Consider the following 7599-nt stretch of genomic DNA (forward strand, 5'->3'; position numbering starts at 1 on the left):
TTTTCAGATAAGAAAATATGGCAAAAATTAAGAAAGAAATAATTAACATATGCTTCTTATTTTTATTTTATAACATGAAAGTAAGTTCAAATTCGAAAAAGTAAGACTTATCATAATCTTTTCGGACATCCCCCCCCCCACACATATCATCTTTTTTGCTCTTAAAATCTCGGGATAGCGCTTTATTTTCCGTAATGAATGGGATAAATGTAAGAAGCTACGTTTGCATATAATGAAGGATGAACAAAAGCGTAAGCGCCTTAATCAGCCTCGGGCAAATAAGCCAATCAGGAATTGAAGGTGTTTTTTTTACCTTCAATTCCTGATTGGCTTAGACCTAAGAGGGCTAGGAGCTGGATGTCGTGCACTTATCCACGTACAAGAATTTTATAATTTTCTAAACGACTAAGGAAAGAGGTGAGCTCGCTTTTGAGCCTATACCTTAAGTTGAGCTTAGAAAATCAAGTTCCTATCGAAATTATTTACCTTTCAAGATATGGTAAGATCACACAACGAAAAATCCTGGTAAAAAAGATAAATCCTGAAAATATTGCGGCATATTGTTATTTACGAAACCAAATTCGCACCTTTTCTTTAAACCTAATTTTGTCAGCAGGCTGGAGTAAAGAATCAAACATCTCATAACAACAATCAATAAAACAGTTTCCTTCAGTGAAGCTTTTCTTAACTCAAAAATTACGTATCGCATTTACTCTTTCCACTTTTAACAAGTCCATCCACTGAAGTGTAAAATCACAACAATTGGAGACCAACCTCCCTAATGACATCCAACCAATTATTCATTTGCACACAGTTCTTCTTAAAAATAAAAAAGGCTGACAGATAATGGAATGTATCACATTCTTTGTCAGCCTTTGTCAATTTTCAAATAGATAGTTGTTGTGATAGTGTATAAACACCTTCTGAAAGAGGGTCTTTCTGATTTAATATTCTGTTAATGCTATGGTCAACAATCTCTTGCTTTTGCATGCCAATCGCACGACCACTTTTTCCCTCAACTAATAATTCAACTGCTCGAGCACCTAAACGGGAGGCCAGAATACGATCCAAACCTGTTGGTGAACCGCCTCGTTGCATATGACCTAACACAGAAACATGTGTTTCGATTTGATATTGGTCCACTAATAATTTTGAGAGTTCATTTCCAGTACATACACCTTCCGCTAGGACGATAATTGAATGCTTCTTACCACGTTCGATACCTTTATGTAACTTTTGGACAATGTCTTCAATTTCAAATGGTCGTTCAGGAATGATGATCGATTCAGCCCCAACAGCCAGACCTGAGAAAAGTGCTATATCACCAGCATGTCTTCCCATTACTTCAATAATGAACGCTCGATCATGAGATGTAGCAGTATCACGAATTTTATCTATACTGCTAATCACTGTATTTAAAGCCGTATCAAATCCAATCGTGTAATCTGTTCCTGCGATATCATTGTCGATTGTTCCTGGTAGACAAACGCATGGAAAACCCTTTTCTGTTAATTTTGCGGCCCCGCGATAAGAACCATCTCCACCGATCACCACAAGTCCTTCAATTCCAAGATGTCTAAGGTGCTCAATCGCTTTAGCCTGTGATTCGTCTTTTTTAAATTCTTCTGATCTTGCTGAATAAAGGATTGTTCCGCCACGATGAATGATATCACCGACAGATCCTAAATCAAGCTTTTTTAAATTTCCTTCCATGAGGCCGGCATATCCTTGGTAAACACCGTAAACCTCTAGTCCAGAATAAATTCCTTTTCGTACAACTGCACGTATCGCAGCGTTCATACCAGGTGAATCTCCACCACTCGTTAATACTGCAATTTTTTTCATCGAAAAGCCTCCTCGTAATTAGCCAGTAAAGTCACCATATCTGAAGAAACTCCTAAGTGAACAAAAGTTTAACTTTAAACAATCTCTTTTCCTATGTAGTTCGTTAAGAAAACCAGTGACATGTTAAAAGGCTGTTTAGTATTATTCTATCAATTACCAAAACCTATTACCGCCATTTTCCCTTTTAATAGAAAAATAGATCATACTATTATATAGCCTTGTATATCGATAATCCATTGATTTAATCAAGAAATAGATCTTTCATTCGTCGTATAAATTCTGATTCATTCTACCGATTCACAGCTCGATACCCTGCTTCAATTGCTTCCGATTCTGTACAAAACATTGCCTCAGGTTTTGTTACTTTATAAGATGGTGACGCTTCGGTATGGAAGATTTTTTCTCCCTTTGAATTAATATTCCCTTTAATCGTACAACCATTACTAGTTCCTTCATTATCCTTTTTGGGATTTTCCTGAATCACCGCCTTCTCATCCTTATAGCCTTGATCTGTTGCATAGTTTTCAATGCTCCAAATGCCGACTTCCTCTTGTTGTGCCTGCTTTTGAATCGCATAAAAATCGTCGACATATTTTGTATTTGGTTCATACACATAGGCTACTCTTGCTAAGCCCTTTTTAAGTAACAGTTCGTTGACCATTTGTCCATCCACATATATATAGGCTAACAATCTACCATATTTGTCTCGTTCTCCGATATCCATCTCTAACTGAATTTCTTTTCCAGTTAACAATTCCTTTGTAAAACTACTAGCCTCCGGACCGAATGGTTGTACTGATTTCGATGGATGGACAGTCTCCGGCGTATCAATCAATAATAGCCTTACTGTTTCCTCTTTCCCATCAACCTTTATTTTTACCGTATCGCCATCTACAACTCTTATTACTTCTACTGGAATGAGATTAGAATCTCCTTCATTTAGTGCACATCCAACAGTAAATAGCAGGATAATGACTGCTATAATCCATTTTTTCAACTTTTCATTTCCCCTTCGACTTTCAATATCTACTTCGATTTTTGCTTTCATTTTCTAATTAATTATTTGGGCAATATTTTTATCGAATCCTCTTCTAATAAGCTTATTTAACAACTGTAAACTCTTTGGAAAATTTTGTTAACGTTTCAAATCCAGTACTAGTGATTAGCACTTCATCTTCAATTCTAACACCACCGATGCTAGGAATATATATCCCTGGCTCAATTGTATAAACCATACCTTCTTTTAATCGTCCGTCATTATTATGACTCATTGAAGGGTATTCATGAACACTGATCCCCAAGCCATGTCCGATTCGATGGGGGAAATAGTCTCCGTAACCAGCATCTGCAATGATTGTTCTCGCTATCTGATCAAGATCTCCAATTCTAGTTCCTGCTTTACTTGCCGCTAATGCAGCCAAGTTCGCCTGTAAGACAGTGTCATAGATTTTCTTTTGCTCTTCATTATATGTTTTATAAACAAATGTTCGTGTAATATCAGAGCAATAACCATCTAAGACAACCCCAAGATCAAATAAGACGATGTCACCCTCACTTAGCCTTTTCAGACCAGGATTTCCATGGGGCTGTCCTGATTTTTCACCGAACAACACCATCGTCGAAAAGGACATTTCACGGATACCCTTTTTCTTTAATTCAAACTCAATCATCGCAAGTACTTCCATTTCAGTTACGCCATTCTTTAGAGCCTCCATCCCCACTTGAACCCCGAAGTCTGCTAATTCAGCTGCTTGTTTTAAACTAGTCAATTCATTTTCATCCTTGATCAGTCGATGTTCATTTAAAATAGTTTCAACGGATACAATTTCGGCATGATTAACGACTTGTTGAAGGCTTTCAACTCTACTAAAAGATGTGATTTCTTTTTCGATTGCGACTTTTTGAATAGAATGCAGCTTGCGTTTGTTCAAATCTTCCTTTATTAAATCCCAAGGATTTTCATGATCACCATAACAGATTATATCGAAGTTCCAACCCGCTTCCTTCGCTTGTCCTGCTTCCATTTTTGGACAGACGAACAACGGCTCACTATTTTTAAACAAAAAGAGTCCCATTAATCTTTCATGTGGATCTGAATAAAAATTCGTCAAATAAAAAATATTTTCCTTTGATTGAATAAAACACAGATCGATCTCATGTTCTCTTTGCCAATTAATCAGTTTCTGAAGTCGTTTTTCCATTTTCCCTCTACCTTTCAAGTTATTTTACAATAATGTAACATACCTATTTATGTAAAAGATAATCGTTGTGTACGTTTCTCCATTCTTAATAGTTTCAAGTTCAGACAAAGAGAAACGCTCGTAAAATCCGATAAGTCTTGCTTTATTATCTCCTTACATTGATTCGATTTCAAAGATTTTCTTAATGAAGGTTATGAATAACGAAATCATGGGCAAAATGAAAAACGGAATCGATGAAAAAAGAAACACTCTACTATTATTCTTTTTACAACTTTCCTCATCTAATCATTTAATCATACATTCATTTCATATAATGGGAGGAATTCAATTTGCAAAAGAAAGTAGTTATAATTGGAGGTGGTTTAGGTGGAATGTCAGCTGCCATTCGTCTTGCTGCCGATAACTATGTTGTCACGATTATTGAAAAAGGGGATCGACTTGGAGGTAAAATTAATACGAAAAAGGGAAAAGGTTTTATCTTTGATACAGGTCCATCTATTCTAACAATGCCATGGATTTTAGAACAACTTTTTCAAAACGCGAATCGAAATCTATCTGATTACATATCAATTAAACGAATTGAGCCTCAGTTGAAAACATTTTTTGCAGACGGATCAACAATTCAATTAACTGGAAATTTACCAGACTTAATTCGTAATTTAGAGGCCGTTTCAAAGGAAGATGCTAGTGAACTTTTTCATTACTTACATTATTGTAGTAAAATGTATGAATATAGTTCAAAAAGTATTTACAAAAAAGGAATTACAAGTATTCAAGACCTTCGTTCAATGCTTAGTGTAAAAGAAATGCTTTCAATGGATCTTTTGAGAACAATGAATCAAGGCACTAAAAAATTTTTTAAACATAAAAAAATTCAACAATTATTTAATTACTATAGTATGTTTACCGGTTCCTCTCCATATCATGCACCCGCTTATTTATCACAACTTCCCTATGTACAACTTTGCCTAAGCATTTATTATGTAGAGGGAGGAATGTATAAATTAGTTGAGGCTATGTCAAACTTACTTCACGAGCAACAAGTGAATATCCAATTAAATACTGAAGTAAAACAGATTGTCAGAGATGGGCATCGGGCTATAGGAGTGAAACTTGAAAACGGACAAGTTTTTGAAGCAGATATTGTCATTTCAAATTTGGCACCGACCCCTGCATATAACAAATTTATCGATGACTCTACATTAACTTCACAAGTTAACAAAGAACTTGAAAAATATCCAGCAACTGTTTCAGGACTTATCTTATTATTAGGTGTTAACAAATCATTTGCCAATTTAGCACATCACAATCTTTTCTTTTCCGATTCACCTGAGAAGGAATTTCAACAAATCTTTCATGATGGAGTTCCAGCAGATGATCCAACGATTTATGTTGGGATATCTGCTAAATCCGATTCATCACAAGCTCCTAAAGGAAAAGAAAATCTTTTTGTTTTAACTCATGTACCTCCATTAAAGAAAGGCGAATCTTGGATTGATAAGAAGAATGACTATCGAAAAATCATTCTAAGTAAGCTAGAAAGAATGGGCTTAGATCAATTAATCGAACAGATTGAATATGAACATATCATTACCCCTAATGATATCCAATGGCAGTACGGTGCGAACAGTGGTTCCATTTACGGAGTTGTCTCTGATCGAAAAAAAAATGGAGGCTATAAGATCCCTAGTAAAAGTACCATATTACAAAATTTATATTTCGTTGGTAGCTCTACTCACCCAGGCAGTGGTATCCCATTGGTTACCCTGTCAGGACAAATAACCGCTAATCTAATCTTAGAGGAAGATCTTAAACAAAATAAAGGGGTCGTATAAGTAAGTACCTTTTTCTATAGAAAGTGAATAAGATTTCAATCGAAGCATTTGTAACATTGATTTAATATTAATTAGTACTTGATACGATTCTTTTCTTGTATAATATTTAGTATGTAGTTACGTTCAATAATAAGCATGTCTTTCATCCAAAGGCATTAACACGTAAAAGTGTTTACCTAAGTATTTACAAACTCAATACTCTTCCATCTAAGGAGTTGTTATTCGTGCTTCAATGGGTAAAACGTCATTTGGTATCAATTCTTTGTGTTCTTGGAGTATTTGCCCCATTTGTCGGAATGTCATTAATCGATACTTTTTATTTTAGTTCTGTAGTAGGGTGGATTCTCGGTTTTTGTTGCTTTGTCATCTCATACATAATCGTAACTAAGCGACCTGATGAAGAGGAAGAAACAACCACTCATACTTCAATATGAAATGGGCAAGCACTTGTTACAGCCTACGACAAATGAGCGTCTAAACACAAATAGTAAGGAGACAACTAGCACTAACATGAATCTTAACGGGCAGTTCTCTCCTCTATTTTCTTTGCTTTCCGTGAATAACCCCTCCTTATCAACCTTGCGGTTAGATTGAAGAAGGGGCTTCCTGCTTCCACGACTACGGCATACTAGGAGATCCCATTACGTCTTACACAGTCTCCACAGGCGAAGATTATACTGTTCGGACATAACCTTGCCCTACAGTTTGAGTGATTTAGTTCATCACAAGTAGTTGTTCTAATCCTTTGTGCAGAGATGAGTACGAATCGAAAGTGATTTTTTTACACGTTCTCCGCAAGAAGAACAATCTTGCGAGGTAAAGTGTGGTTCTACCTTTATAAGTGCGTCACCATTTTTCTCGCACTTATAATCTAGCATATTTCGAAACATTCCCCATCCAGCATCTGAGATCGATTTAGATAACTTTCTGTTTTTCACCATGTTACGAATGTTTAATTTTTCTACAACGATAACGCCATAATCTTTTGATAAACGATAACTTAGTTTATGGAGAAAATCACGGCGTTGGTTTGCCACTTTCTCATGAAGTTGACGAACGCGATGTACTTGTTTTATGTAGTTGGCAGAACCTTTTTTCCTCTTAGATAGTTTACGTTGTGCCTTTTTTAATTGCTTTTCTTTTTCACGTAGAAATGTTGGATTTTCATATTCCATTCCATTCGAAAGAACGGCATACTTATTCAGTCCTACATCTATACCAACCACATTATGGCTATCAATCGTTCGTGGAACCGCCTGTCTTTCGACACAAAAAATAGCATACCACCTTTCACCTTGACGCTTGATGATCAGTTGTTTCATGGTTCCTTCTAATGGACGATGCAGCTTAATATCGATTTCTCCTAAGTTCTTATTGAATAATTTTCTGTTTTGGGAAAAAGACATAGCATACCGGTTTCCTTTATTATTGAAGCCAAACTGAGGAAAAGTCATACTATTATAATCCTTGTATTTTTTCAGTTTGCGATATTTTGCATCCTTTCGAAAGAAGTTATCAAAAGCCTTTGTTAGACGCAGAAAGACTTCCTGCAATGGTTGAGATGGTACTTCTTTTAGGAACGAATATTTCTTTTTATCCAATTTAAGTTGTGTTTGCATATCGTAACGAGTATAAGATTCATTTGACCTATTATATTTACGTTGTTTATCTAAAAGAGCAGAATTATAGGTTTGGCGACAATATTGCAGCCAACGATC

Annotated in this window: 6 protein-coding genes; 2 read left to right on the plus strand and 4 right to left on the minus strand. The window is 35.8% G+C overall.

Annotation, left to right across the window (positions count from 1 at the left end; genetic code table 11):
- Window positions 1-885: 885 nt before the first annotated feature.
- The 3 genes from pfkA to K9V48_RS01035 form a co-directional block, all read right to left on the minus strand.
- Complete coding sequence (gene pfkA, locus K9V48_RS01025) at window positions 886-1845, minus strand: 6-phosphofructokinase (RefSeq protein WP_224136069.1); 960 nt, start codon at window positions 1843-1845, stop codon at window positions 886-888.
- 289 nt (window positions 1846-2134) lie between these two features.
- Window positions 2135-2842, minus strand: coding sequence for a thermonuclease family protein (locus K9V48_RS01030; protein ID WP_224136071.1), 708 nt, complete (start codon window positions 2840-2842; stop codon window positions 2135-2137).
- A gap of 103 nt (window positions 2843-2945) precedes the next feature.
- A complete protein-coding gene (locus K9V48_RS01035) occupies window positions 2946-4046 on the minus strand; it encodes a M24 family metallopeptidase (RefSeq protein WP_224136073.1) in 1101 nt (366 codons plus the stop codon).
- Window positions 4047-4375: 329 nt separating this feature from the next.
- Between K9V48_RS01035 and K9V48_RS01040 the strand changes: the two genes are divergently transcribed.
- Together K9V48_RS01040 and K9V48_RS01045 are read left to right on the plus strand one after the other, a co-directional pair.
- Window positions 4376-5881, plus strand: a complete 1506-nt coding sequence (locus K9V48_RS01040; protein WP_224136076.1) for a phytoene desaturase family protein — start codon at window positions 4376-4378, stop codon at window positions 5879-5881.
- Between the two features lie 224 nt (window positions 5882-6105).
- On the plus strand, window positions 6106-6315 hold the full coding sequence (locus K9V48_RS01045; protein WP_224136078.1) for a hypothetical protein: 210 nt from the start codon (window positions 6106-6108) through the stop codon (window positions 6313-6315).
- Window positions 6316-6618: 303 nt separating this feature from the next.
- Here K9V48_RS01045 and K9V48_RS01050 read toward each other — a convergent pair.
- Window positions 6619-7599: RNA-guided endonuclease InsQ/TnpB family protein (locus K9V48_RS01050; protein ID WP_224136080.1), on the minus strand; the 981-nt coding region annotated here is incomplete at its 5' end.

This window comes from Metabacillus rhizolycopersici, assembly GCF_020075705.1.